The 24,987-nt window shown below is 48.2% G+C and carries 28 protein-coding genes; 26 read left to right on the forward strand and 2 right to left on the reverse strand.

All coding sequences use genetic code 11. The annotated features are described in order from the left end of the window. The first annotated feature begins 84 nt into the window (after positions 1-84). The 23 genes from CZ360_RS05035 to CZ360_RS05145 all read left to right on the forward strand — a co-directional run bounded on the left by CZ360_RS05035 (position 85) and on the right by CZ360_RS05145 (position 20,484). Positions 85-534: a GNAT family N-acetyltransferase gene (locus CZ360_RS05035; RefSeq protein WP_077533115.1), complete on the forward strand. Its 450-nt coding sequence runs from the start codon at positions 85-87 to the stop codon at positions 532-534. Positions 535-743: 209 nt separating this feature from the next. Continuing rightward, positions 744-1,964: an argininosuccinate synthase gene (locus CZ360_RS05040; protein WP_077533116.1), complete on the forward strand. Its 1,221-nt coding sequence runs from the start codon at positions 744-746 to the stop codon at positions 1,962-1,964. A gap of 96 nt (positions 1,965-2,060) precedes the next feature. Beyond that, positions 2,061-3,458 (forward strand): argininosuccinate lyase, encoded by a 1,398-nt coding sequence (argH, locus tag CZ360_RS05045; RefSeq protein WP_077533117.1) that lies wholly within the window; start codon positions 2,061-2,063, stop codon positions 3,456-3,458. A gap of 33 nt (positions 3,459-3,491) precedes the next feature. Further along, entirely contained in the window at positions 3,492-4,535 is a 1,044-nt protein-coding gene (gene argC, locus CZ360_RS05050) for an N-acetyl-gamma-glutamyl-phosphate reductase (RefSeq protein ID WP_077533118.1), read from the forward strand. Positions 4,536-4,567: 32 nt separating this feature from the next. Next, on the forward strand, positions 4,568-5,809 hold the full coding sequence (gene argJ, locus CZ360_RS05055) for a bifunctional glutamate N-acetyltransferase/amino-acid acetyltransferase ArgJ (protein WP_077533119.1): 1,242 nt from the start codon (positions 4,568-4,570) through the stop codon (positions 5,807-5,809). A gap of 54 nt (positions 5,810-5,863) precedes the next feature. Continuing rightward, positions 5,864-6,742: an acetylglutamate kinase gene (gene argB, locus CZ360_RS05060; RefSeq protein WP_077533120.1), complete on the forward strand. Its 879-nt coding sequence runs from the start codon at positions 5,864-5,866 to the stop codon at positions 6,740-6,742. A 32-nt stretch (positions 6,743-6,774) separates the two neighbouring features. Further along, complete coding sequence (locus tag CZ360_RS05065) at positions 6,775-7,962, forward strand: aspartate aminotransferase family protein (protein WP_077533760.1); 1,188 nt, start codon at positions 6,775-6,777, stop codon at positions 7,960-7,962. Between the two features lie 75 nt (positions 7,963-8,037). Beyond that, positions 8,038-8,949 (forward strand): ornithine carbamoyltransferase, encoded by a 912-nt coding sequence (gene argF, locus CZ360_RS05070; protein WP_077533761.1) that lies wholly within the window; start codon positions 8,038-8,040, stop codon positions 8,947-8,949. A 204-nt stretch (positions 8,950-9,153) separates the two neighbouring features. Continuing rightward, the gene (locus CZ360_RS05075; RefSeq protein WP_077533121.1) at positions 9,154-10,368 is read left to right on the forward strand and encodes a D-alanyl-D-alanine carboxypeptidase family protein; all 1,215 of its coding nucleotides are present in this window, start codon (positions 9,154-9,156) and stop codon (positions 10,366-10,368) included. A gap of 193 nt (positions 10,369-10,561) precedes the next feature. Continuing rightward, entirely contained in the window at positions 10,562-11,899 is a 1,338-nt protein-coding gene (locus tag CZ360_RS05080) for a glucose-6-phosphate isomerase (protein WP_077533122.1), read from the forward strand. 79 nt (positions 11,900-11,978) lie between these two features. Next, on the forward strand, positions 11,979-12,383 hold the full coding sequence (locus CZ360_RS05085) for a hypothetical protein (protein WP_077533123.1): 405 nt from the start codon (positions 11,979-11,981) through the stop codon (positions 12,381-12,383). 196 nt (positions 12,384-12,579) lie between these two features. Then, positions 12,580-13,080 (forward strand): YceD family protein, encoded by a 501-nt coding sequence (locus CZ360_RS05090; RefSeq protein ID WP_077533124.1) that lies wholly within the window; start codon positions 12,580-12,582, stop codon positions 13,078-13,080. 35 nt (positions 13,081-13,115) lie between these two features. Continuing rightward, positions 13,116-13,298, forward strand: coding sequence for a 50S ribosomal protein L32 (rpmF, locus tag CZ360_RS05095; RefSeq protein ID WP_077533125.1), 183 nt, complete (start codon positions 13,116-13,118; stop codon positions 13,296-13,298). Between the two features lie 408 nt (positions 13,299-13,706). Then, positions 13,707-15,041, forward strand: coding sequence for a ribosome biogenesis GTPase Der (gene der / locus CZ360_RS05100; protein ID WP_077533126.1), 1,335 nt, complete (start codon positions 13,707-13,709; stop codon positions 15,039-15,041). A gap of 15 nt (positions 15,042-15,056) precedes the next feature. Then, positions 15,057-15,707: a glycerol-3-phosphate 1-O-acyltransferase PlsY gene (gene plsY, locus CZ360_RS05105; protein WP_077533127.1), complete on the forward strand. Its 651-nt coding sequence runs from the start codon at positions 15,057-15,059 to the stop codon at positions 15,705-15,707. A gap of 22 nt (positions 15,708-15,729) precedes the next feature. Next, on the forward strand, positions 15,730-16,113 hold the full coding sequence (locus tag CZ360_RS05110; protein ID WP_083712055.1) for a DUF4190 domain-containing protein: 384 nt from the start codon (positions 15,730-15,732) through the stop codon (positions 16,111-16,113). 157 nt (positions 16,114-16,270) lie between these two features. Continuing rightward, positions 16,271-16,633, forward strand: a complete 363-nt coding sequence (ylxM, locus tag CZ360_RS05115) for a YlxM family DNA-binding protein (RefSeq protein ID WP_077533129.1) — start codon at positions 16,271-16,273, stop codon at positions 16,631-16,633. 31 nt (positions 16,634-16,664) lie between these two features. Next, positions 16,665-18,038, forward strand: coding sequence for a signal recognition particle protein (gene ffh, locus CZ360_RS05120; protein ID WP_077533130.1), 1,374 nt, complete (start codon positions 16,665-16,667; stop codon positions 18,036-18,038). Between the two features lie 91 nt (positions 18,039-18,129). Next, positions 18,130-18,369, forward strand: a complete 240-nt coding sequence (gene rpsP / locus CZ360_RS05125; RefSeq protein ID WP_077533131.1) for a 30S ribosomal protein S16 — start codon at positions 18,130-18,132, stop codon at positions 18,367-18,369. Between the two features lie 13 nt (positions 18,370-18,382). Continuing rightward, positions 18,383-18,616, forward strand: coding sequence for a KH domain-containing protein (locus tag CZ360_RS05130; RefSeq protein WP_077533132.1), 234 nt, complete (start codon positions 18,383-18,385; stop codon positions 18,614-18,616). Positions 18,617-18,764: 148 nt separating this feature from the next. Beyond that, positions 18,765-19,289, forward strand: a complete 525-nt coding sequence (gene rimM, locus CZ360_RS05135) for a ribosome maturation factor RimM (RefSeq protein WP_324612699.1) — start codon at positions 18,765-18,767, stop codon at positions 19,287-19,289. Further along, positions 19,279-19,986: a tRNA (guanosine(37)-N1)-methyltransferase TrmD gene (gene trmD / locus CZ360_RS05140; protein WP_077533134.1), complete on the forward strand. Its 708-nt coding sequence runs from the start codon at positions 19,279-19,281 to the stop codon at positions 19,984-19,986. The genes rimM and trmD overlap by 11 nt, the downstream gene beginning before the upstream one ends. A 234-nt stretch (positions 19,987-20,220) precedes the next feature. Continuing rightward, the gene (locus CZ360_RS05145) at positions 20,221-20,484 is read left to right on the forward strand and encodes an HPr family phosphocarrier protein (protein WP_077533135.1); all 264 of its coding nucleotides are present in this window, start codon (positions 20,221-20,223) and stop codon (positions 20,482-20,484) included. Positions 20,485-20,580: 96 nt separating this feature from the next. On the opposite strand, the gene CZ360_RS05150 is transcribed toward CZ360_RS05145, so the two are convergent. Together CZ360_RS05150 and htpG are read right to left on the reverse strand one after the other, a co-directional pair. Next, entirely contained in the window at positions 20,581-21,099 is a 519-nt protein-coding gene (locus CZ360_RS05150) for a peptidylprolyl isomerase (RefSeq protein WP_077533136.1), read from the reverse strand. Positions 21,100-21,129: 30 nt separating this feature from the next. Continuing rightward, positions 21,130-23,028 carry a molecular chaperone HtpG gene (htpG, locus tag CZ360_RS05155; protein WP_077533137.1) on the reverse strand — a complete coding sequence of 633 codons (1,899 nt, stop codon included), beginning with the start codon at positions 23,026-23,028 and terminating at the stop codon, positions 21,130-21,132. A 234-nt stretch (positions 23,029-23,262) separates the two neighbouring features. Here htpG and CZ360_RS05160 point away from each other — a divergent pair, with 234 nt between their 5' ends. The 3 genes from CZ360_RS05160 to CZ360_RS05170 all read left to right on the forward strand — a co-directional run bounded on the left by CZ360_RS05160 (position 23,263) and on the right by CZ360_RS05170 (position 24,986). After that, positions 23,263-24,015 carry an exodeoxyribonuclease III gene (locus CZ360_RS05160; protein ID WP_077533138.1) on the forward strand — a complete coding sequence of 251 codons (753 nt, stop codon included), beginning with the start codon at positions 23,263-23,265 and terminating at the stop codon, positions 24,013-24,015. Positions 24,016-24,031: 16 nt separating this feature from the next. Then, positions 24,032-24,382: an MmcQ/YjbR family DNA-binding protein gene (locus CZ360_RS05165; protein WP_077533139.1), complete on the forward strand. Its 351-nt coding sequence runs from the start codon at positions 24,032-24,034 to the stop codon at positions 24,380-24,382. A gap of 127 nt (positions 24,383-24,509) precedes the next feature. Beyond that, positions 24,510-24,986: a ribosome maturation factor RimP gene (locus CZ360_RS05170; RefSeq protein ID WP_229407995.1), complete on the forward strand. Its 477-nt coding sequence runs from the start codon at positions 24,510-24,512 to the stop codon at positions 24,984-24,986. Position 24,987 lies beyond the last annotated feature (1 nt).

Below are 24,987 nucleotides of genomic sequence, written 5' to 3' on the forward strand. Positions count from 1 at the left end.
CTGTAGGGCAGTCTCTCTGGCAGCGAGCGATACCCTTTCTGCGGGGAGACTGCCAAACCGATATTGAAAGGAAGTAATAGGAATATGGTACGATATTTTAAAGAGCAGGATAAAACGGCCTTTTTGGAAATGGCAGACCGGTTTTATCATATGCCTGCAGTACTGCACAGTGTAGACCAGTCCTATTTTGAGAGGACTTTTGATGCGATTATTTCCGGTACGCCCTACGCGGCCGGAATGCTTGCGGAGTATGAGGGAAAACCAGCGGGGTATGCCCTTCTCTCTCTAACTTGGTCGAATGAAGCCGGTGGGCTGGTCGTCTGGATTGAAGAGGCGTATGTCGAAGCTCAATTTCGTTCCTGTGGGATTGGCAAAGAGCTTTTCGCCTTTATCCGGAGGGAATTTGACGGAAAAGCAAGGCGTTACCGGCTTGAAGTCACAAAAGATAATTTGAGGGCAATCAAGCTCTATGAGGCGCTGGGATATCAGCCGCTGGATTACAGGCAGATGGTTTTGGATCTCGAAAATGAATAAAAAATGTATAAACAGAAAGTTTATACATTTGCGTTCATCAAAAATAAAGAGAATTGCCAAAAAGCGGAACGGATTTCCGGATAGATTTATACCGATTGCATGAAAATACAAATTTTGTGAATAATTATGCAAAAATTTCTTGCATTTTCCATTCAAAAGAGTATAATATACATTGTTGATAGAAAGCAAATAATATTGGAGGAATCAAAATGGCAAAGTATAACAAAGTAGTTTTAGCTTATTCAGGAGGACTTGACACCTCGATTATTATTCCATGGCTGAAAGAAAACTACGGCTGCGAAGTAATCTGCGTGGCTGGCAACGTTGGACAGGACGCGGAGCTGGATGGCTTGGAAGAACGGGCGCTGAAAACCGGCGCTTCCAAATTGTACATAGAGGATATTCAGGACGAGTTTGTCAACGACTTTGTTTTCCCGACCTTAAAGGCCGGCGCGAAATACGAAAATTATCTGCTTGGAACCTCCTTTGCCAGACCTCCGATTGCAAAAAGGATAGTAGAGATTGCGAAGAAGGAAGGCGCGGATGCGATCTGCCATGGCTGCACCGGAAAGGGAAACGACCAGGTGCGGTTTGAACTGACAATCAAGGCGTTTGCGCCGGATATGCCGATTATTGCCCCATGGCGGACATGGGAGCTCAAATCCCGTGATGAAGAAATTGACTATGCCGTCGCACATAATGTCCCGATTAAAATCACCCGTGAAACCAACTATTCGAAGGATATGAACCTATGGCATCTGTCCCATGAAGGCCTTGACCTGGAAGACCCGGCTAACGAACCGGCATATGCGAAGGAAGGGTTCCTGGAAATGGGCGTTGCTCCGGAACAGGCTCCGGACAAGCCGACCTATATCACCCTGAGCTTTGAAAAGGGAATTCCGGTTGCGTTAAACGGCGAAAAGATGGATGGCGTGTCCTTAATCAAGGCTCTGAACAAGCTCGGCGGCGAAAACGGGATTGGGCTTCTGGATATTGTGGAGAACCGTCTGGTTGGGATGAAATCCCGCGGCGTATACGAAACTCCGGGCGGAACCATTCTTTATTATGCGCACGAGGTTTTGGAAACCATCTGCCTGGATAAGATGACCCAGCACTACAAACAGAAACTGGCTCTGGAATTTGCCGACCTGGTTTATAACGGACAGTGGTATACCCCGCTGCGCGAGGCAATGTCCGCCTTTGTTGACAAAACGCAGGAAACTGTTACCGGCGAAGTGAAGCTTAAACTCTATAAGGGGAATATGATCAATGCCGGCGTTACCTCCCCATACAGCCTGTATGACGAGGACGTTGCAACCTTTGGAGAAGACGAGGTTTACAACCAGGCCGATTCCGCCGGATTCATCAATCTGTTTGGGCTGCCGATCAAGGTTAAGGCAATGCTGGACCAGAAAAGGGAACAGAAATAATCAGGCTGAATTGATTTAAGAATCAGGAAAGGCAATGTCAAGTAACCTTTGATATTGCCTTTTGTCTATACAAACGGGAAAAGGAGAACCAAACCAATGGCAAAAATGTGGGCCGGACGCTTTAAAAAAGAGGTTGACGCAAAGGTTAATGATTTCAACAGCTCCATTTCATTTGACGCTGTCATGTATAAGCACGATATTGAGGGAAGCATTGCCCATGCGATGATGCTCGGGAAACAGAATATCATTGACCCGAAAGAAGCAGAGCTGATTGTCCAGGGACTGAAGGGTATCTTGGCGGACATCGAGAGCGGCGTTTTGGAATTTGATATGACGGCAGAGGATATCCATATGTTTGTGGAGGCCGAGCTCACCAAACGGCTGGGCGAAACTGGAAAACGCCTGCATACTGCCCGAAGCCGGAACGACCAGGTAGCGCTGGACATCCGGATGTATTTAAAGGACGAGACCAAAGAGATTGAAGTGCTTGTGAAGGAACTAGCGGAAACGCTCTGCGATATTGCCGAAGAGCACACGGAAACAGTGATGCCGGGCTACACCCACCTGCAGCGTGCCCAGCCGATTACCTTTGGACATCATTTGATGGCTTATGTCCAGATGCTGCTGCGTGATATCGGCAGATTGCAGGATACTTATAAGAGGATGAACGTCATGCCGCTTGGCAGCGGGGCGCTTGCCTCTACCACCTATCCGATTGACCGGCGGCTGGTGAGTGATCTGCTTGGTTTTTCCGCTCCGACCCAGAACAGCCTGGACGGTGTTTCCGACCGGGATTTCTGCATTGAGCTTGCAAGCGCGGTGGCAACGCTGATGATGCATCTTTCCCGCCTGTCTGAAGAGGTGATCCTCTGGTGCTCCTGGGAATTTAAATTTATTGAACTGGACGATGCTTATTCTACTGGTTCGAGTATTATGCCGCAAAAGAAAAATCCGGATATCACGGAGCTTGTCCGGGGGAAAACGGCCCGGGCTATCGGAAATCTCACGACCCTTTTAACCATGATGAAGGGGCTGCCGCTCGCTTATAATAAAGATATGCAGGAGGACAAGGAAGCGGTCTTTGATTCCTGCAAAACGGCAAAGCTCTGTGTGAGCACCATGACGCCGATGCTGAAAACAATGAAGGTGCTGAAAGAAAACATGAGAAACGCCGCGGCCCGTGGGTTTATCAACGCGACCGACTGTGCGGATTATCTCGTGAAAAAGGGGATGGCGTTCCGGGACGCCTATAAAATCACCGGCACCCTGGTTGCTTACTGCATTGACCATGACAAGACGCTGGAAACGCTGAGCCTGCAGGAATACCAGTCCATGCATCCGTCCTTTGAAAGCGATGTGTTTGACGCGATCAGCCTGGATACCTGTGTAAAGGGCAGGAATGTTCTGGGCGGCCCTGCGCCGGAGATGGTGAAACAGCAGATTGTGGAGGCAAGAAAACAACTGGAATATGAAATGACGTCCAAAATGGACTGAGAAAGGACTTTGTCATAAAGGGGGATCATCAAAATGAGTCAGATCAAAGCGGGAATCATCGGGGCGACTGGATATGCGGGCGTAGAGCTGATCCGTATTTTGCTTGGGCATCCTGATGTAACCATTTCAGCCATCAGCTCGGTCAGCTTTGAGGGGAAGGCGCTGAGCGAGGTTTATCCGTCTATGTATCAGCTTTGCGATATGGTTTTGACGGATGAGGATACTGTAATCGAGAGAAGCGATGTGATCTTTGCTTCCCTGCCGCATGGGCTGTGTGAGAAGCTGGCTGGAAAAGCTGTAGAAAAGGGCAAAAAGTTCATCGATCTGGGTGCTGATTTCCGTCTGGCGGAGGAAGCGGATTACCAGGAATGGTATGGGCTCAGCTACAACGATAAGGAGCTGCATCAGAAATCCTGCTACTGTATCCCGGAACTTCACAGAGAACGGATCAATAACAGGATTTCGATTATCGGCAATCCGGGCTGCTATCCAACCAGCATCGCGCTGGGCCTGGCGCCGGTAGTCAGAAGCGGGCTTGCGGACCTGTCTACATTGGTGATCGATTCAAAATCCGGTGTAACCGGCGCGGGACGGGGGCTTTCCCAGACCACCCATTACCCGGACTGCAACGAGGCGTTTTCTCCGTATAAAACAGCCTGCCACCGGCATACCCCTGAAATTGAACAGACCTTGTCGGAGCTGTCGGGCGAGAAGGTCAGGGTCACCTTTGTACCCCATCTGTTACCGGTGAACCGTGGAATTGTCTCGACGATCTACCTGACTCTGAACGAAGCGGCTGATCCGGAACAGATTCGTTCCCTCTACGAAAAGGCCTATCAGGACGAGAAATTTGTCCGGGTGCTGAAGGATGGATCCACGGCGAATTTAAGGAATGTAAAATACTCCAATTACTGCGATATATCCCTTCATTTTGATCTGCGTACCAACCGGCTGATTATAGTTTCAGCCATTGATAATATGGTCAAGGGGGCGGCAGGACAGGCGATTCAGAATATGAACCTGCTGTTCGGGCTCCCGGAGGGAACCGGACTTGGCATGGCGCCGCCGGCTTTTTAAACAACTGAGCGGTTAGAAAGGAAAGACTGAATATGACATTGATAAAATATGAGGGCTTTGACCTGGTGGGCGGCGGCGTCTGCGCGCCAAAGGGCTTCCGCGCGGCGGGCCTGCACTGCGGCATCAGGAAAAACCGGAGTAAAAAGGATCTGGCTATGATCTGTTCGGATACGCTGTGCAGCTCGGCAGCGGTTTATACGCAGAATCTTGTGAAGGGCGCGCCGATTATCGTCACAAAAGAGCATCTCCAAAACGGAAAAGCGCAGGCAGTGATTGTCAACAGCGGAAACGCCAATACCTGCAATGCCGACGGGGAAGAAAAAGCGGCGGCAATGTGCGAGCTTGCGGCAAAGGAACTGAATATCCCGGAAGAAGATGTCATTGTGGCGTCCACAGGCGTAATCGGGATGGTACTCGACCTGGAACCTATCGCGTCCCATGCGAAGGAGCTTGCGCAGGCGCTTTCCTACGACGGGGCGCATGACGCGGCAAACGCAATTCTGACTACCGATACGCAGGAAAAAGAAATTGCTGTGCGTTTCGAGCTGGGAGGGAAAACCTGTACCATTGCCGGTATGGCAAAGGGCAGCGGGATGATTCATCCTAACATGGCAACGATGCTCTGCTTCTTGACCACGGACGCGGCAATTGATCCGGAGGTGCTGCAAAAGGCGCTGTCTGCTGTGGTTGAGGATACCTTTAACATGGTTTCCATTGACGGGGATACCTCTACCAATGATATGGCCTGTATTATGGCCAATGGGTTGGCGGGAAACCCGGAAATCAACTCCGTAGAAAGCGAAGAGTATCAGATTTTTTCCGACGCACTGTATGTGGCGCTGATGAACCTCTCCCGGATGATCGCCGGAGACGGGGAAGGGGCTACCAAGCTGCTGGAATGCACCGTCACTGGCGCGGCAGACCGGGAAAATGCCAAGATTGTTGCAAAGAGCGTGATCACCTCCAGCCTTTTTAAATGCGCGATGTTCGGCGCCGACGCAAACTGGGGAAGAATTCTCTGCGCCATCGGCTACAGCAAGGCGGATCTTGATATCCATAAAGTAGAAGTTCTCCTTTCTTCTCAGAAGGGGAGCATCTGTGTATGTCAAAAGGGCGCGGGAGTAGAATTCAGCGAGGAGAAGGCTGCTGAAATCCTCAAAGAGGATGAAATTAAAATTGTGGTAAAATTAGGCGATGGAAATGGAAAAGCGGTTGCATGGGGTTGCGATTTGACCTATGATTATGTTAAAATAAATGGGGACTATCGAACCTAATGCCGCATGATTTTGGGAAGAAAGGAAGCCTTGCTTGACAGGGCGTGGTCGGAAATGATGAATGCGGAAAGGCTGGAAAGGATATCCGATGAGGTAAAGGCGCAGGTACTGGTCAGCGCTCTGCCTTATATTCAGAAATATTACCAGAAGATTGTCGTCGTTAAATACGGCGGGAACGCAATGACAAGTGAAAAACTAAAGGACGCTGTAATGACAGACGTTGTGCTGCTTTCCCTGATTGGGGTGAAGGTGGTGCTGGTACATGGCGGCGGTCCGGAAATCAATGATATGCTTAAACGGGTAGGAAAAGAGTCCAGGTTTGTGGGCGGCCTGCGGTATACGGATAAAGAAACGGCGGGGATTGTGCAGATGGTACTGGCCGGAAAGGTGAACAAAGACCTTGTGAGCCTTTTAAACCAGCATGGCGGGAACGCAATCGGTTTCTGCGGGATTGACGGCGGAATGATCCGCTGTGAGAAAAAGACCAGCCAGGATCTCGGATATGTCGGCCATATTACCGATGTGAACACCAAGCCGATTTTGGACGCGCTGGAAACAGGTTATATCCCGGTAATTTCTACGGTAGCGACCGATGATGCCGGCGATGTCTATAATATCAACGCGGATACCGCGGCGGCAAAGGTGGCCTCTGCGCTGCACGCGGAAAGCCTGATCTTGATGACAGATATCCGGGGGCTGCTTCGGGATAAAGACGATGAGGATACCCTGATTCCGGCGGTTGCCGCCAGCGAGGTGCCGCAGCTGATCCGGCAGGGCATTATTTCGGGCGGGATGATCCCAAAAATCGAGTGCTGTGTCGAGGCAATCCGGCGGGGAGTACAGAAATCCCTGATTATTGACGGCCGAATTCCGCATTCAATTGTCATTGAACTTTTCTCTGATGAAGGAATTGGTACGCTGTTTACAGCTTAACAAATATATGTGAAAAGAAATGGAGAATGGCCATGAGCGCGATTAAAGAACATGACAAAAAACAGATTGTAGGGACATATGCACGGTTTGACCTGGCGATTGTCAGCGGAAAGAGCGCGACCTGCTGGGACGAAGAGGGAAAGTCTTATATTGACTTTACCTCTGGGATCGGCGTCAACTCTCTGGGGTACTGCGACGATGAATGGGTGCAGGTTGTGTCTGCCCAGGCGGGAAGGCTGCAGCATACCAGCAACCTCTATTATACCGCACCCTGTGTAGAGCTGGCAGACCGTCTGTGTGAGGCAACCGGGTATGACAAGGTGTTCTTTGGAAATTCCGGCGCCGAGGCCAATGAAGCCGCAATTAAAGTGGCAAGAAAATACAGCTTTGACAAATACGGAGAAGGAAGAAATAAGATTGTCTGCCTGAGGAATTCCTTCCACGGGAGGACAGTGACTACCCTTTCAGCTACGGGACAGGATGTGTTTCACAACTATTTCTTCCCGTTTACTGAGGGCTTTGTCTTTGCCGAAGCAAACGACCTTGTTGACGTCGTTTCAAAACTGGACGACAGCATCTGTGCTGTCATGTTTGAATGTGTGCAGGGAGAAGGCGGAGTAATCCCGTTGGATGAGGCCTTTCTGCAGGGGCTTATTTCCCTGTGCGAGAAGAAGGATATCCTGACCATCGCCGACGAGGTTCAGACCGGCGTCGGAAGGACGGGTACCTTTTTGGCCAGCGAACAGTTTGGAATCAAACCGGATATCACCACCCTTGCCAAAGGGTTGGGGGGAGGACTCCCGATTGGCGCTGTCCTCTGCAATGAAAAAACCTCCGGCGTGCTTTCCTATGGCGACCATGGCTCGACCTTTGGCGGAAACCCGGTTGTATGCGCGGGAGCAAATGTATGCGTCAACCGGATTGCGAGCGAGGTGTTCCTGGAAGAGGTGCGCCGTAAATCTCTGATGATCAAGGATGCGCTGATGGGGATTAGGGAAGTAGAATCCCTGAATGGGCTTGGCCTGATGGTGGGAATTAAGCTGCGTACCCAGGCGGCAAAGGAAATCGCGCAAAAATGCTTAAAGAGCGGATTGATGGTACTGACTGCGAAGGAGAAAATCCGGCTGCTGCCGCCTTTGAATATCACAGACGACGAGCTGTTAAAGGGGCTTGAAATTTTGCGGGGAATCCTGCTGGAATATGAGGAGCCTCTCCTTTAAAAATATTCTATGTCTGAGCGTTATATCATTGGAACCGGATGGTATTCCGGCGATCAGAAAGGAAGGATGATCAAGATGAAGCACTTATTAAAGATGTTGGATTTAAGCACAGAGGAGATTTTTAGTTTATTGAATCTGGCTGATCAGTTAAAATATGAGCAGAAGCATGGAATCCAGCATCACCGCCTGAAAGGGAAAACACTGGGAATGATTTTCCAGAAGGCGTCTACCCGGACTCGGGTTTCCTTTGAAACCGGGATGTACCAGCTTGGCGGATATGCCCTGTTTCTGAGTTCCAATGATTTGCAAATCGGGCGCGGAGAACCGGTGCAGGATACCGCAAGGGTTCTTTCCCGCTATCTGGATGGAATCATGATCCGAACCTTTGAACAGAAAGAGGTAGAGGATCTGGCAAAGTACGGTTCTATTCCGATTATTAACGGGCTTACGGATTTCTGCCATCCCTGCCAGATTTTGGCCGACCTGATGACAATCCGTGAGTTTAAGGGCAGTTTTCAAGGGTTGAAGATGTGCTATGTCGGGGATGGAAACAACATGGCCAATTCTCTGATCGTCGGCTGCCTGAAGGTTGGGATGCAGGTTAGCGTTGCCTGCCCGGATGGATATCATCCGGATCCGGCGGTGCTGGAATTTGCTAAGGAATATGGCGATAGGTTCCTTTTGACTTCTGATGTAATGGAAGCGGCGAAGAATGCCGATGTTATGATTACCGACGTTTGGGCATCCATGGGACAGGAGGGCGAAGCAAAAGCCCGTCAGGAAGTATTTGCCGGAACCTACCAGATTAACCGTTCTCTGATGGAAACGGCGAAAAAGGACGCTATGGTGCTGCATTGTCTGCCTGCTCACCGCGGCGAGGAGATCGCAGAGGACGTATTTGAAGCGCACGCAGACGAGATTTTTGAAGAAGCGGAGAACCGTCTCCATGCGCAGAAAGCAGTATTAGTAAAATTGATGGAAAAATAGCTGGCCGATTAAGCCGGAGAAGTGCGTTCTCCGGCTTTTTGTTATATTGATCAGAAAAGGTGCGGAAACAATGAAAGAATGGCTGAACGGAACGGCATTCAGAAAAAACGGCTGTAAGGTAGCATAGTTTTCAGTGGGCATTTCATATATATGATACCATGACAGGAGGGAAATATCTCTGTACAGGGACGGCGCTTTACAGAGATGGGATACGCTCCGGAGAAAGGAATGACCAGCGAAATGGGAAAACGCTTCTTGGCGGCGATGGTGTCGCTTCTGGTATGTGTTGGCTGTATGATGCCGGTTTCAGCAGAAGAAGAGGGTACGGCAGAGAAAAAAACGGAATTGGCTGTAAACGCAAAAGCGGCGATTCTGATCGAACAGGAAACAGGAACAGTATTGTTTGAAAAAAACGCGGATGAAAAACTCGAACCAGCTTCTGTTACTAAGGTAATGACGATGGCCTTGGTTTTGGAGCAGGTATCAAAAGGGAAAATCAAGCTGGACGATATGGTAACGGCAACTGCCCGTGCCAAGGAAATGGGAGGCACACAGATTAACCTGGACGACGGGGAACAGATGTCGGTCTATGATCTGCTGATGGCAGTTGCTGTAGCCTCGGCAAATGATGCGGCGGTTGCCTTGGGAGAATATGTCGGGGGCGGAAGCGAAGCGGCGTTCGTTGAGATGATGAATCAGAAGGCAAAAGAGCTGCATATGGAAAACACTCATTTTGAAAATACAAACGGCTTGCCGGCGGAGGGCCATCTGACCACTGCGCGGGATATCGCCCTGATGAGCAGATTTCTTCTGTCATTTGAACAGGCCTCAGAATTCACCTCGACCGACCGGTATCCTATCCGTTCTGATACCAATGAATATATGATGCGCAATTCAAATGCCCTTGTCCGAGAATACGACGGATGCATCGGCCTGAAAACCGGCTATACCCAGACAGCGGGACATTGCCTGAGCTCTGCGGCCACCCGCAACGGGATGACGGTCATCGCAGTTGTACTCGGAGAGAGCGACAGCAAAACGCGGTTTCAAGAAAGCAAGGAGCTTTTGGACTATGCGTTTGCGCATTATGACCTTTACCGCCCGGAGGTGACCTTTGAGCAGCCGGGCGAGATTCCCGTGAAGATGGGAACGCAGGGCGCTGTCGCCGTAGTCCCTCCGGCAGAACAGGCTGCCCCGGTTGTTATTAAAAAAGGCGCAGAGCCTAATCTGGAAATAAAAACCGAGCTGGAAGAATCTGTCACCGCGCCGGTGGAGGAGGGTGCTGTGGTTGGAAAGACGGTTGTTACTTTAGATGGGAAAGAAGTGGGGGCTTATGAATATAAAGCAGCAGAATCTGTCACAAAGCGAACTGTGTGGTCTGCGATCCAAATGATTTTTTATAGAATATTTACGATGTAGGAAGCTGCCGGCAGAATGCCGGCAGCTTTTTCTGTGTGAACGGACAGAAAAAGTTCACAGTTTGCACAAACAATTTTATTTAAAATGTAGGCTGTGAGACTTGAAAAAGGAGGCTGTTTATAGTAGAATAATAATATAGTTTTAAAGAAGAATGAAAATAAATTTTACACAAATTTGGATGGGGGTATTATAGGTGTCGGTGACTTTAAATGAAAAGCACTTGACTGCATTTGTCCGCGATCATGAATTAAAAGGGATGCAGCCGCTTGTGAACGCGGCCCATCAAAAGCTTCATGATAAAACGGGTCTTGGGAATGATTTCCTGGGCTGGATTACCTTGCCGGCAGATTATGACCGGGAAGAATTTGCCCGAATTCAAAAGGCGGCGCAAAAAATCCAGGCGGATTCCGAGGTGTTGGTTGTAATCGGGATAGGCGGGTCCTATCTGGGCGCGAGGGCGGTTATCGAGCTATTGCGCTCCCCGATGTACAATAACCTGAAAAAGGATACGCCGGATATCTATTTTGTTGGGAATAATATTAACCCGACCTATCTCAATGAAATTCTCTCTATCTGCGACGGAAAAGATATTTCTGTAAATGTTATTTCCAAGTCCGGTACAACAACCGAGCCGGCACTGGCATTCCGGGTGTTCCGGGAGCTTCTGGAAACAAAGTACGGAAAAGAAGGCGCAAAGGGCAGGATTTACGCGACAACCGACAAGGCGCGGGGAACGCTGAAAGAGCTCTCAGACAAAGAAGGTTATGAAACGTTTGTCATCCCGGATGATGTCGGCGGCCGGTTCTCGGTATTGACTCCGGTTGGGCTGCTGCCGATTGCGGTTAGTGGCTGTGATATCCAGGCGCTGATGGACGGAGCAAAGGCTGCACAGGACGCGTATGCTGCTCCTGGCCTCGCAGAGAATGACTGCTACCGTTATGCGGCTTACCGCAATATCCTCCATGCAAAAGGGAAATCGGTAGAAATGCTGGTCAGCTATGACCCGGCGTTTACTATGATGACCGAATGGTTTAAACAGCTTTTCGGGGAGAGCGAAGGGAAAGACCAAAAAGGAATTTATCCTTCTTCCGCCACCTTCTCCACTGACCTGCATTCTCTGGGACAGTTTATCCAGGACGGCTCCAGGGTGATGTTTGAAACAGTAGTCGACATTCAAAAGCCGAAGCAGGATTTCTTTGTCAAGGATGACCCGGATAATCTGGACGGACTGAATTTCCTGTCAAACCAGAATATGTCGGTTATCAACCATAAGGCGCTGGAAGGCACTGTAATCGCGCATACGGAAGGCGGAACGCCGAATATGATTCTGGAAATCCCGGAGATGAATGAATTTGAGCTGGGATATCTGATCTATTTCTTTGAAAAGGCATGCGCTGTTTCCGGATATCTGCTGGGAGTCAATCCGTTTGACCAGCCGGGCGTAGAAAGCTATAAAAAGAATATGTTTGCGCTGCTTGGAAAACCAGGTTATGAAAGTGAAAAGGAAGCGCTCCTGGAAAAACTGAAATAAAGTCCCGAACATCCGATTAGTCAGGATGTTATCATAAATCAAGCGGCCAGACCGGCTGTGATTATTAGGAGGAACTGATATGATTAAATTGATCGTAGGAAGCAAAGGATCCGGCAAAACGAAAGTGTTGATTGATCTGGTAAATAAGGCTGCGGAGACCTCTACAGGCAGCGTTGTGTGCATAGAAAAGGCGATGAACCTGAATTTTTCGATTAAACCTTCTGTCCGTTTGGTACATGCGGACGATTATGATATCAATGGATATGACCAGTTTTATGGGTTTATCTGTGGTGTATTAGCTGGGAACTATGATATTACCGATATTTTTGTCGATGGGATTTTGAGAATTGGCAACCGTGATTTGGATGCATTGGCAACCATGGTGGAAAAGGTACAGGGAATTGTGAAGGATGATGTTGCGATCACCCTCACTGTATCAACTGATCCGGAGAATCTTCCGGAAAGCCTCAAGGCATATCTGTAATCGGGAAATCGCAAGAAGAATGACCGGCTGCTGACTTGCAGTCGGTCATTTTGTGAGAAAACGTTCCTTCGGCAGGCGGAAAAGCTGGGGAAACTGCTGGAATGCCGCCCGGGATTTTAAATTGTTGGATTTTATTATTGACAAATTGTGTCACAGTGTATTATAATATTATGGCACAGCATGATGAGGTGTCTTTATGTCCTATGATCTAAAGCAACTCTTTGAAGTTGTTGGCGAGGTTCAGGAAATTGACTACCGTTTGAACCTGTCAGAGTATGAGCTTTTTGGCGGAAAACCCTTTATCCGGCCAGTTGTGGTTTCTGGGAAAATTGAAAACCGGGCTGGTGTAGTAACGCTCCGTTACCGGGCGGATTTTACGCTGCGGCTCCAATGTGACAGATGTTTGGATGAGTTTGAACGGAATGATCATGTTTCGAATGAACATGTGCTGGTGAACAAGCTGAATACAGACAACGACGAATATATCCTGCTTCCCGACTTTGTCCTGGATTTGGACGAGTTGGTGCTGGATGATATTTTGTTGTATCTACCATCGAAGCTGCTATGCAGCGAAGACTGTAAAGGCTTGTGCGAGCATTGTGGACAGAATCTGAACCACGGCAGTTGTGATTGCTGTAAAACAGCCGAAAAAATAGTTGATCCGCGTCTTGCGGCGCTGGGTGAGCTGCTGAAATAAACCATTGTGTAATCTGTTGAAGGAGGTGCCCAACCATGGCAGTACCAAAGAGAAAGGTATCAAAAGCTAGAAGAGATAAAAGACGTTCCAGCGTATGGAAATTGGATGCGCCGGCATTGTCAAAATGTCCGCAGTGTGGTGAATTAAAAGCCCCGCATAAAGTATGTGGTAGCTGTGGATACTACAAAGGTGTTCAGGTTATCAACAAAGAAGCATAATTGCAAAATGCTTCTGGAGCAAAGCGGCTTGGAAGATAGCCGGTAAAGAAGTTCATGAACAGAAAAATGCCGCTTGTCAAACACAAGCGGCATTTTTTTAAAATGTAGACGCAGACCGAAACACGCGCCGCATTTTTCCTAGCAGAACTGGTTGACGGAATCGGAGAAAAGTGGCATAATTTAAACCATAGGATTGGCTTGGCAGGGCACACGCTTTCTGAAAAGCGGGAACGAAAAAGAGTACGTCAAGCTGGCTGGGAGCAGAATATCATAAGGTATTCTGAAAACAGAACCTGAATAAGATTTAGAGGAAGGAAAAGACAGGACTGTGCCGGTATGTAGAGGTGGTACAGGGCTAAGGAGCCGAGAAACGAGATTGTTCTCTGATCCAGAAAGGAATACAAAGAGATGGCAAAACCAATTGTAGCGGTAGTTGGCCGGCCGAATGTCGGGAAATCTACCTTGTTTAATAAATTGATCGGCCAGCGCCTTTCCATTGTGGAGGATACGCCGGGCGTGACACGAGACCGGATTTATGCACCCTGCGAATGGCGCGGGAAACAGTTTATGCTGGTGGATACCGGCGGAATTGAGCCGAAATCGGACGATGTGATTCTCCAGCAGATGCGTCGTCAGGCACAGATTGCGATTGATACAGCAGATGTGACGATCCTGCTGACCGATATGAAAGACGGCTTGACTGCGACCGATCACGAGGTGGCGGAGATGCTGATGAAAACGGGAAAACCAATCCTGCTGTGCGTGAATAAGTGCGACTCGGTTGGAGAACCGCCGTTAGAGTTTTATGAGTTTTATAACCTGGGACTGGGCGAACCGATTCAGCTTTCTGCGGCACATGGGCACGGAACCGGAGACCTGCTGGATGCTGTTTATGAGCTGCTGCCGGAGCATGAAGAGGACGAATACGGAGAGGAATTTATCCGTGTAGCGGTGATTGGAAAACCGAATGTCGGAAAATCCTCCCTGATCAATAAGCTGGCCAGAGAAGAACGGGCAATTGTGTCCAATATCGCCGGAACGACCCGCGATGCAGTGGATACTGTGGTCGAGAATGAACATGGGAAGTTTGTTTTCATTGATACGGCCGGAATCCGCCGAAAATCTAAGGTGCTGGAAAACATTGAACGGTACAGCGTCCTGCGCGCGCATATGGCGGTAGACCGAAGCGACGTCTGCGTCATCATGATCGATGCGAACGAAGGCTTTACCGAGCAGGACAGCAAGATTGCGGGCTATGCGCATGAACAGGGAAAGGCCTGTATTATCGCGGTCAACAAATGGGATGCTGTGGAAAATAAAACGGATAAGACCATGCGGGAGATGACCTCTGACCTGGAAAAAGCGTTCAGCTTTATGTCCTATGCTCCATTCATTTTTATTTCTGCCCAAACCGGACAGCGGCTCAATAAGCTCTTTGAACTGATCTGTGAGGTAAAGAAACAGAACTCTATCCGGATTACGACCGGTGTACTGAACGATCTGCTTGCATATTGCACGGCAAGGGTACAGCCTCCGTCTGATAAGGGCCGCCGCTTGAAAATTTATTATATGACTCAACCGAGCACCAACCCGCCTACCTTTGTTGCTTTTGTGAACCGTGCTGACCTGTTCCATTTTTCCTATCAGAGGTATATCGAAAATCAGATCCGGGAATCCTTTGGCCTAAAAGGAACGCCCATCCGGTTTATTGTCCGGGAGCGTGATACAAAAGACACGAAATAGTTTGGAGGGAAAACCATGCTAGTGACCATACTTTGTCTGCTGGTTTCAATGATAATCGCCTATTTGCTGGGAAGTGTCAATTTTGCGCTGATTATTACCAAGGGCTTTGCCCATAAGGATATCAGAAGCTGCGGCAGCGGAAACGCCGGCATGACCAATGTCCTGCGTACATTGGGAAAGGGGCCGGCCGCCCTTACGCTGCTGGGAGACTTTTCAAAGGGACTGTTTGCCGTGCTGATCGCACGCGCCCTGTTTGTTTTTGTGGCAAAGCAACCAGATTTCTTTGTGGGAGAATATCTCTGTGCATTCTGCGGTTTGCTGGGACACTGTTTCCCGGTGTTTTTCGGCTTTAAGGGCGGCAAGGGCATTTTGGTATCTGCCGGCGCTTTGATTGCCTTATCTCCATTATCCTTTGCGTTTTGCTTAGCGGCATTTCTCATCGGGACGCTGCTAACGAAATATGTCTCTGTCGGATCGATTGCTGCTGCAGTGACCTTCCCTGTCGCGGTGTTGATTATTCGCCTTATCGGCAAATACCCGCATCCATATTTAGAGGCTTCTATGGCACTGCTGATTGGCGGAATTGTCATTTTCATGCACCGCGCCAATATCAAGCGTCTGATCCGAGGAGAAGAGAATGGCTTCGGGAAAAAGAAAAAATCATAGAGGGTGAGAAAGGATGTTTTCCATGAGATGTCCATATTGCGGAACAGAAGTATCCTATCAGGAGAAATTTTGTCCAAGCTGCGGCGCCGTTATGCCGCTTCAACCGCCGGCTCCCCCGCAGCAATATCAGTATTATCCGCCCCAGCCGCCTTATATGCGGGCTGAACCGAGCGGTTGTGCAATTGCCTCGATGATTCTGGGAATCCTGTCTGTTTTGTGCAGCTGCTTTTGCTTCTTTTCTGTTCCGTTGGCGGTCGTTTCATTGCCGTTGGGACTTTACCATCGTTCAAAATATCGTGGAAATCAAGGAATGGCGATGGCTGGGATTGTCCTGTCTATCGTGGGTCTGGTATTCAGTCTGTTTTATTTTGTTATGATGATGATGGAAGAAAATTATTACATATAGCAGGATTTCAGCGAATTGAATGGAAAAACCAAAAATAATGCAGAAATAAATGTAAAGAAAAAGACTTGACAGCCTGTTATACATTGTGTATAATGTGAGATGTTAAGTCTTTTTCTTTACATTGCTGTGAGAGCGAAAAAATCCGGGGGACTTTTAAATGAGTAAAAATCTGGAAGTTGCAGTATTGCTTGATTTTTATGGAGAAATGCTGACAGAAAAACAGCGGGATTTGATTGACCTGTATTATAATGAGGATTTGTCGCTGGGTGAAATCGCTCAACATCAGAAAATAACCCGTCAGGGCGTGCGGGACAGTATTAAGCGCGGGGAAGAATTCCTGTATGAGCTGGAAGAAAAGCTTGGGCTTTTAAAGACCTATCGGGAAACGCAGAAAACCTTCCAGATGATCCGCGATTTATCCGCAGAGATTTATCAGATCAGTGACCGCTATAAGTATTCGGTCAACGTGATTCAGGATTCCAAAAAGATTCTGGAGATTGCAGAAAAACATTTAGATTGATGATTTGGTTACAATAAACGGAGGTTCGCAGATGGCTTTTGAAGGATTGTCGGATAAGCTGACTGCCGCATTCAAAAAACTCAGGTCAAAGGGTAAGCTGAATGAGGACGACATCAAAACCGCAATGCGGGAAGTGCGCCTGGCATTGCTGGAGGCGGATGTTAACTATAAAGTGGTCAAAGACTTTGTTAAGGATGTCAGTGAGCGCGCTGTCGGGTCGGATGTGCTGGAAAGCCTGACGCCCGCGCAGCAGGTCATTAAGATCGTAAATGAAGAGCTTTGCCGGTTGATGGGAAGTGAAAATGCAAGAATCAATATCCCGTCAAAACCACCCTGCATCATTATGATGTGCGGCCTGCAGGGAAGCGGTAAAACCACCCACTCTGCAAAGCTTGCAAAGCACTTTAAAGCACAGGGACATCGTCCGCTGCTGGTGGCCTGTGACGTTTACCGTCCGGCTGCAATCGACCAGTTAAAGGTCGTTGGCGCAAAAGCGGAAGCGCCTGTATTTGAGCTGGGGCAGATCGATCCGGTAGAAATCGCCAAAAAAGCGGTGGTTCATGCCAAGGATCACGGCAATGATATTGTCATCCTGGATACCGCCGGACGCCTGCACATCGATGAAGAGCTGATGAATGAGCTGAAGAACATAAAGTCTTCAGTAGAACCGCATGAAATTCTTCTGGTAGTCGATTCCATGACCGGCCAGGACGCGGTAAATGTGGCAAAAAGCTTTGATGAGACGCTGGGGATTGACGGCGTTATCTTGACAAAGCTTGACGGCGACACCCGCGGCGGAGCGGCGCTTTCCGTTCTGGCTGTTACCGGAAAACCGGTAAAATTTGCTGGTATCGGGGAAAAGCTGGAGGATTTGGAACCATTCCATCCAGAGCGGATGGCTTCCAGAATCCTGGGGATGGGCGATGTGCTTACCCTGATTGAAAAGGCGCAGACCACTATTGACGAGAAAAAAACAGGGGAAATGATGAATAAGCTGAAGGAAAGCAGCTTTGACATGAATGACCTGTTGGAATATATGTCCCAGATCAAAAAGATGGGGCCGCTCAAGCAGATTGTGAACATGATTCCGGGCGTGGGCGGAAAAATCAAGGATGAGGATATCGATGACCGTCAGATGGTAAGGCTTGAGGCGATGATTACCTCGATGACCAAAGCTGAACGTGAGAATCCGAAAATCATCAATCCGAGCAGAAAACGCAGAATTGCTACGGGAAGCGGGACAAAGGTAGAGGATGTAAACCGTCTGCTGAAGCAATTTGAAATGATGCAGAAGATGATGAAGCAGCTTGGCGGAAAAGGCGGGAAAAAGAAACGCCGGCGCGGCGGTTTCCCGATGATGCCGGGCGGCATGGGCGGCGGAATGCCGGGAATGCCGATGATGTAGCGGCATATCAGTGTTGTTTCTTGCAGGGGGCTTGTGCTTTCTGTAAAGATAGATTTGAATAAAAATGAAAAGATTCAGGAGGTGACAGTTCATGGCTGTTAAAATTAGATTGCGTCGTATGGGAGCTAAGAAAGCACCGTTTTATCGTATCGTGGTTGCTGATTCCAGATATCCGAGAGATGGCAGATTCATCGAAGAAATCGGCTACTATGATCCGACAAAAGAACCGTCTGTGGTAAAAGTGGATGCTGAAAAAGTTCAGAAATGGATCGCAAACGGTGCTCAACCAACCGATACTGTGAAAAAGTTATTGAAAAACGTTGCTGAATAAGAGGTAATTTGAGATGAAAGAATTACTAGAGACGATTGCGAAAGGTCTTGTTGAGAATAAGGATGCGGTTGAAGTAAAGATTGACGAGCCGAATGAGGAAGGCGTCATTGTTTACCATCTGCATGTTGCTCAGGAAGATATGGGTCGTATTATCGGCAAGCAGGGCCGGATTGCTAAGGCGATCCGTGCGGTCATGCGGGCTGGAGCCAGCAGGGTAGACCAGAAAATTGCGGTTGAGATCGAATAACGATTTGGGAAGCGGTTACGCTTCCCTTTTTGCTATCATCAAAGCGGGGAAGCTCTGATGATAGCCTGCTGGGATTCTGTTAAAAGGATAAATTTTTAATGGAGGCTTTAGAAAAAACCAGCTCTAATTCCATGGGAAAGTAAGGGTTATGATGATGAAAAAACAGTTTTTAGAAATAGGAAAAATTGTAACAACGCATGGGATTGCCGGTGAGGTTCGGGTGCAGGCCTGGTGCGATACCAATGATTTTTTAACTGAATTTGCCGTACTCTATTTTGACAAAGGAAAAACTCCGCTCCGGATTGAGCGGGCCAGGACACATAAAAATATTGTAATCCTGAAGATAAAGGGTATCGACGACATGAATACGGCACAGACGCTGCGCAACCGCGTGCTGTATGTCAATCGCGACGATATTGAGCTAGAGGAAAACACTTACTTTATCCAGGATCTGATTGGTTGTCATGTTGTCGATTATGAAGATCCCCAGAAGGAATATGGCGTTTTGGTTGAGGTATCTCAGACAGGCGCGAACGACGTTTACCATATCAAGGATGAAGCCGGGAAGATCGTCCTGATTCCGGCGATTCCTGATGTGATCAGGATGACGGATGTGGACAGCCAAAGGATGGAAATTACTCCGCTGAAGGGATTGTTTGACGATGAGGATTGATATAGCGACTCTGTTCCCGGAAATGTGCGAGGCTGTGCTGGGAGAGAGTATTCTCGGCAGGGCAAGGAAAAATAATCTGGTGACGGTATGCTGCCATAATATCCGCGACTATACGCTGGATCGGCATAACCGCGTGGACGATTCTCCTTACGGCGGAGGAAAAGGAATGGTGATGCAGGCAGACCCGATTTTTCGCTGCTATGAGGCGGTTTGTGAGCTGTCTGGGGACAAGCCGCATGTCATCTATCTGTCTCCGCAGGGACGGGTGTTGACTCAGCAAATCGCGGTCGAATACAGTCGAATGGAGCATCTGTTTTTGTTGTGCGGACATTATGAGGGAATTGATGAACGGATTATTGAGGAGATTGTCGATGAGGAGGTCTCGATCGGAGACTATGTCCTGACCGGCGGGGAACTCCCGGCTCTGGTGCTTGCGGACAGCGTCATCCGGCTTTGCGACGGGGTTTTGTCCGGGAGCGAATGCTTTGAACAGGAAAGCCATTATAACGGCCTGCTGGAGTATCCGCAGTATACCCGGCCGGAGGAATGGCATGGGAAAAGGGTGCCGGACGTATTGCTGTCGGGGCATCATGCCAATATCGAAAGCTGGCGGATGGAACAGTCCCTGAAACGCACCGAGACGAAAAGACCGGACATGTTCCAGGAATTTCAAAGGCGCAATTCGGATAAATGTTGAAAAGTTTGGATAATATAACACAAAGTGTTGAAAAGATTGTAGGGGTTTTGCATAAACAGATTGCTGGAAAAGATGTTCAATCTATCGAAAAATCTGAAATCTCGATGAAATGATTGACGGCAAAAAAGTTTGTGATATAATGTTAATTGTTCAGTGATTTTATCTTGGTAAAGTGGTTCCGCGCATACGGAACCGGCGAATGTAATCATTACGTTGGTTAAGGAGAGTAGCAAAATGTACGTAAAAGATGTCGAAGTGCAAAATCAGGTGGGCTTGCATGCGCGTCCAGCCACCTTTTTCATTCAGAAAGCAAATGAATATAAATCTTCTATCTGGGTGGAAAAAGAAGAACGCCGCGTCAATGCAAAAAGCCTGTTGGGTGTCCTGTCTTTGGGTATCCTCGGCGGAAACAATATAAAAATTATTGCTGATGGAGCGGATGAACAGGAAGCAGTAGAAGGCTTGGCAAAGCTGGTTGATTCCGGGTTCGCAGAATAGAAATTGACTGAAAATTAGGGGATGGCTGTCTGGGGAGACAGCCATATTTTTTGAACAGAAAAACAGCAGCCTGCAAATATACAGGCTGCTGTTTTTTTATAATGTTTCAGGAGCATCATAATCAACGCCGAAGGTATCGACAGTGACCTTCACCATCTTTTGTTCTTCTTTCGGCTTGTCACGGAAATCACGCGGAGCACTGACGATCCGCTGGGCCTCCTCCATCCCTTCGATTACCTTTCCAAAGGCGGCATATTGGCCGTCAAGATGCGGCGCGTCGTCCACCATAATAAAGAACTGGGAACCCGCGCTGTCCGGATGGGAGGAGCGGGCCATAGAAATGACGCCGGTAGTATGCTTGAGATCATTTTGGAATCCGTTTGCGGCGAATTCTCCCTTGATCGAATAGCCTGGGCCGCCCATTCCGACTCCCTGCGGATCGCCGCCCTGGATCATAAAGCCGGGAATAACACGATGGAAAATCACCCCGTCATAAAAGCCCTTCTGCACCAGGGAGATAAAATTTTTCACTGTGTTCGGCGCTACGTCTGGATAAAGCTCTACTTTCATTTTGACATCGTTGCCGGTGTCAATGGTTACAATTGGATTTGGCATAGTAATGCTCATTCCTTTCTTAGAAAATGTTTATTCCACCATCAGGCCGCAGATTGCGTTGGAAAACGCGACCGGATCATCAATTGGCATCCCTTCGATCAGCATTGCCTGCGTGTAGAGCAGGTCGCTGTAGGCTTTCAGCTTGTCTTTATCAGAAGCATAAAGCTTTTGGAGGGTAGAGAAAATTGGATGGGAGGCGTTGATTTCCAAAATTCTGTCTGCCTTGACCTTCTGATCAGTCGGCATTGCGTTTAATACCTTCTCCATTTCAAGGCTTAACCCGCCGTCGCTCGTTAAGCAGACCGGATGAGATTTCAGCCGCTGGGATAATCTTACTTCCTTTACCTTGTCTCCTAAGGCTTCTTTCATTGCCACAAACAGGTCTTTGCTTTCTTCCTCCTGCTTTTTCAGTTCTTCCTTTTCCTCCTCTGTTTCCAGCCCAAGATCGCCGGAGGAAACAGATTTAAACTCTTTTCCGTCATACTCACGGAGCATCTGGATCGCAAATTCATCGACATCATCGGTAAAGTAGAGTATTTCAAAGCCCTTATCCTTCACCAGCTCGGTCTGAGGCAGATGTTCGATCCGGGCGACGCTTTCACCCGTTGCGTAGTAGATGTATTTCTGCTCGGATTTCATCCGGGATACATATTCGCTCAAGGAAACCAGCTTGTTTTCACTGGAGGAATGGAACAGGAGCAGGTCTTTGAGCTGATCCTTGTTCATACCATATTGGTTATAGACGCCGAATTTGAGCTGCAGGCCGAAGCTTTCAAAGAATTTGACGTAGGTTTCCCGGTCGGCTTTCATCATCTTGGCAAGCTCATTCTTGATTTTCTTTTCAATGCTTTTAGCAATTACCTTTAGCTGCCGGTCATGCTGGAGCATTTCACGGGAGATGTTGAGTGAGAGATCCTCCGAATCCACCAGCCCCTTGACAAAGCTGAAATAATCCGGCAGCAGGTCGGCGCATTTGTCCATAATCAGAACGCCGTTAGAATAAAGCTGCAGGCCCTTTTCGAAATCCTTGGTATAATAGTTATAAGGAGCCTTTGCCGGAAGGAATAAAAGCGCATTATAGGTGGCGGCGCCTTCTGTTTTGCTGTGGATAACCTTGATCGGATTCTCAAAGTCATAGAATTTTTCTTTATAAAAACTATTATAGTCCTCGTCTGTGACCTCATCCTTGCCTTTTTTCCAGATTGGGATCATACTGTTGAGGGTTTCTGTTTCAGTATAGGTTTCATATTCCGGATCAACACCATCGGTACCTGTGCCCTCTTTTAGTTTGGAACGCTCCATCTCCATCGTGATCGGATAACGGATATAATCGGAATACTTTTTCACAATGCCCTGAAGCCGGTATTGCTCTAGGTACTCGTCAAATTTTTCCTCTTCGGTATTTTCTTTGATCTTCAGGATCACGTCGGTTCCAAAACTCTCCTTTGTACAAGGCTCAATGGTGTAGCCATCGGCACCGCTGGAGTTCCACCGGTAGGCCTCGTCTGAACCAAATGCCCTGCTGATTACGGTTACCTCGGAGCTTACCATAAACGCGGCGTAAAACCCTACGCCAAACTGCCCTATGATCTCGACGTCGTCCTGCAAATCGTGTTCTTTTTTAAAGTTTAATGAACCGCTTTTTGCAATGGTGCCAAGGTTGTTTTCCAGCTCCTCCCTGGTCATCCCAATCCCATTGTCGGAAAGGGTTAACAGGCGGTTGTCTTTGTCAGCAGAGAGGTGAATTTTAAAATCCTCCCGCGCCATTGAAACGCTGTGATCGGTTAAAGACTTGAAATAGAGCTTGTCAATTGCGTCGCTGGCATTGGAAATCAGCTCCCGCAGGAAGATTTCATGATGTGTATAGATGGAATTGATCATCAAATCCAGCAGCCGTTTTGATTCAGCCTTGAATTGTTTTTTTGCCATATGATCGATCTCCTTTAAAGAACAAAAATATAAAATTTTTAGCACTCGCTTTCTTTGAGTGCTAAAAACAGTATAGTACAATTTTATTATGAAATCAACCCTTTCACAGAAAAATCAGGATAAAATTTACAATTAGATCATATTTCAAAAGCCGAAGCTTCCATAGCTTTTTTCGCCTGTATTTGGTATAATAAAGGTGAAAAGAATTTCAGTTGAAAGGGATGGAAAAGGAAAATGAAACTAATTTCATGGAATGTCAACGGGCTGCGCGCCTGTATGAATAAAGGCTTTTTGGATTTCTTTGCAGAGTCTGGAGCGGATATTTTCTGCATCCAGGAAACAAAGATGCAGCCTGGTCAGGCTGAGGTGCCTGTTTCGGGATACCATCAATACTGGAACAGCGCCGTGAAGAAGGGCTATTCCGGAACGGCTGTATTTACCAAGACAGAGCCGCTTTGCGTTACCTATGATATCGGGAGGGAAGAGCATACCGGGGAAGGGAGGGTTATCACAGCAGAATTTGAAGCCTTTTACCTGGTCAATGTCTACACGCCGAATTCCAAGCAGGAGCTGGCTCGCCTCTCCTACCGGATGGAATGGGAGGACGCATTTCGGGCTTATGTCAGGGACTTGGATCAGAAAAAACCGGTGGTCATCTGCGGGGATATGAATGTTGCCCATCAGGAGATCGACCTGAAAAACCCGAAAACCAACCGGAAGAACGCCGGTTTTACCGACGAGGAGCGCGGTAAGATGACCGAATTGCTCACAGCCGGCTGGGTGGACAGCTTTCGGTATCTCTATCCTGAAGCGGAAGGAATTTATAGCTGGTGGTCTTACCGTTTCCGGGCAAGGGAAAAGAACGCAGGCTGGCGGATCGATTATTTTCTGGTCTCTGAACGGATGAAAGACCGGATTGCGGACAGCAAAATTCATACGGAAGTCTTTGGGAGCGATCATTGTCCGGTAGAGCTCCTGTTAAAATAGAAAGGACAGACGAGAGATGACAAGCCAGAGGAAAAAATGGATTACATTCTGCCTGAGCTTTCCGGGAGCTTATGAGGATTATCCGTTTCACGATGATAACTGGACGATGATGCGGGCCGGGAACCGGAAAACCTTTGCGGCGATTTATGAACGGCTGGGACTGCTACGGATTAACGTCAAATGCGAGCCAATGCAGGCTGATTTCTGGCGAAGCGTCTATCCTGCGGTCACACCGGGCTACCATATGAATAAGGTGCACTGGAACACCATCACGCTGGACGGCAGTATGACAGAGGATGAAATCTGTGAAATGATTGCGCACAGCTACGAGCAGGTGCGGGACAAAGGGAAAAAATGCCGGAAATAAGTTGACAAACGCAAAAAAAGTTGCTATACTTAAGAAGTTGAATAAAGAGAGAAAGGAAAGACCGGGAAACATCCCGGTCTTTCCTTTCTGTTAATGGGGCTCGATGAAGAAGGAGAGGATTCTTTTCGTGAAAGGACAGAAAAAGAATACGGCGGCAATGGTATATGACCTGGCAAAGCCGATTACAGACGAGGCTGGCGTTTATTTATGGGATGTCCGGTTTGAAAAGGAAGGCGCGTCCTGGTTTTTAAAGGTCATTATTGACAGTGACGACGGGATTACCTTTGACGACTGCGAGGCAGTCAGCCGCCCGCTCAGCGGCAAATTGGATGAAGAGGACCTGATTGAGCAAAGCTATTATCTGGAGGTGTCTTCTCCGGGTGTGATGCGGGAGCTGAGAAAGCCGGATCATTTTGAAGTTTGTATCGGGGACGCTGTGGTGGTCAAGCTGATCCGCCCGGATGAAAACGGCAACCGGGAATTCCACGGCAGCCTGCTCCGTTATGACGACGGACAGTTTGCGATAGGGCAGGAAGGCGGAGAAGCAGTATTCCACCTGCGGGACTGCGCGTTTGTAAAGCTGGATGATGATATTGAAATTTAAA

Origin of the sequence: Massiliimalia massiliensis, from assembly GCF_900155615.1 — a bacterium.
GTDB classification, from domain to species: domain Bacteria; phylum Bacillota; class Clostridia; order Oscillospirales; family Ruminococcaceae; genus Massiliimalia; species Massiliimalia massiliensis.

Bases quoted from the DNA above. Each gene is read 5' to 3' on its own strand.
- CZ360_RS05145 (WP_077533135.1), top strand. From the start codon at position 20,221: ATGTACGTAAAAGATGTCGAAGTGCAAAATCAGGTGGGCTTGCATGCG.
- argB (WP_077533120.1), top strand. From the start codon at position 5,864: ATGATGAATGCGGAAAGGCTGGAAAGGATATCCGATGAGGTAAAGGCG.
- ffh (WP_077533130.1), top strand. From the start codon at position 16,665: ATGGCTTTTGAAGGATTGTCGGATAAGCTGACTGCCGCATTCAAAAAA.
- argJ (WP_077533119.1), top strand. From the start codon at position 4,568: ATGACATTGATAAAATATGAGGGCTTTGACCTGGTGGGCGGCGGCGTC.
- trmD (WP_077533134.1), top strand. From the start codon at position 19,279: ATGAGGATTGATATAGCGACTCTGTTCCCGGAAATGTGCGAGGCTGTG.
- CZ360_RS05130 (WP_077533132.1), top strand. From the start codon at position 18,383: ATGAAAGAATTACTAGAGACGATTGCGAAAGGTCTTGTTGAGAATAAG.
- rimM (WP_324612699.1), top strand. From the start codon at position 18,765: ATGATGATGAAAAAACAGTTTTTAGAAATAGGAAAAATTGTAACAACG.
- CZ360_RS05160 (WP_077533138.1), top strand. From the start codon at position 23,263: ATGAAACTAATTTCATGGAATGTCAACGGGCTGCGCGCCTGTATGAAT.
- argC (WP_077533118.1), top strand. From the start codon at position 3,492: ATGAGTCAGATCAAAGCGGGAATCATCGGGGCGACTGGATATGCGGGC.
- argF (WP_077533761.1), top strand. From the start codon at position 8,038: ATGAAGCACTTATTAAAGATGTTGGATTTAAGCACAGAGGAGATTTTT.
- rpmF (WP_077533125.1), top strand. From the start codon at position 13,116: ATGGCAGTACCAAAGAGAAAGGTATCAAAAGCTAGAAGAGATAAAAGA.
- CZ360_RS05165 (WP_077533139.1), top strand. From the start codon at position 24,032: ATGACAAGCCAGAGGAAAAAATGGATTACATTCTGCCTGAGCTTTCCG.
- CZ360_RS05075 (WP_077533121.1), top strand. From the start codon at position 9,154: ATGGGATACGCTCCGGAGAAAGGAATGACCAGCGAAATGGGAAAACGC.
- CZ360_RS05110 (WP_083712055.1), top strand. From the start codon at position 15,730: ATGAGATGTCCATATTGCGGAACAGAAGTATCCTATCAGGAGAAATTT.
- CZ360_RS05035 (WP_077533115.1), top strand. From the start codon at position 85: ATGGTACGATATTTTAAAGAGCAGGATAAAACGGCCTTTTTGGAAATG.
- htpG (WP_077533137.1), bottom strand. From the start codon at position 23,028: ATGGCAAAAAAACAATTCAAGGCTGAATCAAAACGGCTGCTGGATTTG.
- argH (WP_077533117.1), top strand. From the start codon at position 2,061: ATGGCAAAAATGTGGGCCGGACGCTTTAAAAAAGAGGTTGACGCAAAG.
- CZ360_RS05040 (WP_077533116.1), top strand. From the start codon at position 744: ATGGCAAAGTATAACAAAGTAGTTTTAGCTTATTCAGGAGGACTTGAC.
- CZ360_RS05085 (WP_077533123.1), top strand. From the start codon at position 11,979: ATGATTAAATTGATCGTAGGAAGCAAAGGATCCGGCAAAACGAAAGTG.
- ylxM (WP_077533129.1), top strand. From the start codon at position 16,271: ATGAGTAAAAATCTGGAAGTTGCAGTATTGCTTGATTTTTATGGAGAA.
- CZ360_RS05065 (WP_077533760.1), top strand. From the start codon at position 6,775: ATGAGCGCGATTAAAGAACATGACAAAAAACAGATTGTAGGGACATAT.
- CZ360_RS05090 (WP_077533124.1), top strand. From the start codon at position 12,580: ATGTCCTATGATCTAAAGCAACTCTTTGAAGTTGTTGGCGAGGTTCAG.
- CZ360_RS05150 (WP_077533136.1), bottom strand. From the start codon at position 21,099: ATGCCAAATCCAATTGTAACCATTGACACCGGCAACGATGTCAAAATG.
- plsY (WP_077533127.1), top strand. From the start codon at position 15,057: ATGCTAGTGACCATACTTTGTCTGCTGGTTTCAATGATAATCGCCTAT.
- rpsP (WP_077533131.1), top strand. From the start codon at position 18,130: ATGGCTGTTAAAATTAGATTGCGTCGTATGGGAGCTAAGAAAGCACCG.
- der (WP_077533126.1), top strand. From the start codon at position 13,707: ATGGCAAAACCAATTGTAGCGGTAGTTGGCCGGCCGAATGTCGGGAAA.